At 51.7% G+C, this 1,603-nt stretch carries 2 protein-coding genes; one reads left to right on the forward strand and one right to left on the reverse strand.

What is annotated here, in order from left to right; all coding sequences use genetic code 11:
- Nucleotides 1–391 precede the first annotated feature (391 nt).
- Nucleotides 392–691 carry a hypothetical protein gene (locus tag AC1D1Z_RS37245; protein WP_018446942.1) on the forward strand — a complete coding sequence of 100 codons (300 nt, stop codon included), beginning with the start codon at nt 392–394 and terminating at the stop codon, nt 689–691.
- Between the two features lie 151 nt (nt 692–842).
- Here AC1D1Z_RS37245 and AC1D1Z_RS37250 read toward each other — a convergent pair whose 3' ends face one another.
- A complete protein-coding gene (locus AC1D1Z_RS37250) occupies nt 843–1,499 on the reverse strand; it encodes a sugar transferase (protein ID WP_130652970.1) in 657 nt (218 codons plus the stop codon).
- Nucleotides 1,500–1,603: the final 104 nt, after the last annotated feature.

Raw genomic sequence — 1,603 nt, forward strand, 5'->3', positions numbered from 1 at the left:
GCCCTGACGAAAACCTGCTCCGGCAGAATGCTGCAATCTGACCAGGAAAGGCTCTAGGCCTATGACTAAACTTATTTTTTCGGAAAAAATGTTCAGTTCGGCAAGAGAATGCCGTAACCGCATCCCCGGCTTCTGTATAAGCCTTCGATGCCTAAATCTTTCCTGCCGCTATATCCATGAATTTCTTGGTTTTTGACGATGGAGTGGCCATGGCGGATGAATAGTCGAATATTCTCCGGTGTGGCTCAGCCGAGTTATTGGGCGGGTGTTAGCAATATTTTAACCGTAATGGATAAAATACTTTGATCGGACTTCGTTCTGACTTTGGGTTTTGTCATGTCATTGAGGGCTGACGGTGGCTTGAAGGAGGTGTGAAGAGAGGAACGGAATAATGCTGAACAGCACGCTCATCGTGGTTGCCGTCTCCATCGCCGCCGGAGCGACCATTCGCGCTTGGGCCTTTGCAACCTTCGCATTTCTGGTGGTCGCGGCCTTGGGCGCCGTGACCCTGCTAAAAGGCTCCTCCTTGACGGAAGCGATCGTTTCTTGCCTCGAAGTGCTTGTGTTGATGGAGATGTGCTATCTGGCGGGTCTATTCGCCTTCTCGTTGTGGGGGCATAATCAAAAGCGCCGGAAAAAGAACTCGATCGCCGATCGCTCCCATGTCACAGGCAAGCGTCCTCATGGATAATGACTGAGGCGGCAGGATGCTCGGTGTTTGCGCTATGTCAGGATGTCTAAAGGGCGGCGCAATCTTTCAGATTTGTTCCTCACGCTTTAGATCTTTATTTCCAACCCATGTCGTTATCGCAAAACCGCTGCACGCTTTTGCGCGACATGCTTCAGGAGTCCACCCTGGGCAGTAGGGCCTGCCGGGACAGCAGGGCGGAGAGTGTTTTTGCCATGATCGCAAAATCCAGCGCGAGCGTCCATTTGGACAAATACTCGACGTCGAGGGAAACTCTATTCTGATAGCTGACGTCGTTGCGCCCGCTGGTCTGCCAAGGGCCAGTCAGGCCGGGGCGGACGGCCATGTAGGCGTAAGCATGTTCACCGTAACGCGACAGCTCTTCTTTGGTAATGGCGCGAGGCCCGACGAGGCTCATTTGACCCCGCAACACGTTGATCAATTGCGGAAGCTTGTCGAGGCTCGATCGTCTCAAAATACCGCCGACGACAGTGACCTGCGCTTTGGCCGTTGCGTCGGCTCTTATCGTACGAAACTCGAGGCAACCAAACTCTTTTCCCTTATAACCGAGCCGACGATGGGAATTGAATACAAGCCCCCAATCACTTAGCGTTATGATGACTGCAACCGACAGAAGGAGCGGCGACAGAAGGAATAAGACACTTGCCGCAATGATGATGTCCAATGCACGCTTCAGAATTCTGCTGATCCTATGGGATTGTGACGAATTGAATGGACGCCTTTCCTGTCGAACCCTGGCGAAATCCCGCCAAGGTTTGGTTGGGTTGACGCCCTGATTTTTTCCCGCCATCCGCGTCTCCATTAGACAAACCCCAGAAATCACAGCAAAAGCTTGTTTTAATGCAAGTTTTATGTCTGTGACCGAGGTCATAATCTTCATTAAATTCTTTATAC

The sequence above is a fragment of the Rhizobium sp. P1_E1 genome (assembly GCF_056406015.1).

Bases quoted from the DNA above. Each gene is read 5' to 3' on its own strand.
- AC1D1Z_RS37245 (WP_018446942.1), top strand. From the start codon at position 392: ATGCTGAACAGCACGCTCATCGTGGTTGCCGTCTCCATCGCCGCCGGA.
- AC1D1Z_RS37250 (WP_130652970.1), bottom strand. From the start codon at position 1,499: ATGGCGGGAAAAAATCAGGGCGTCAACCCAACCAAACCTTGGCGGGAT.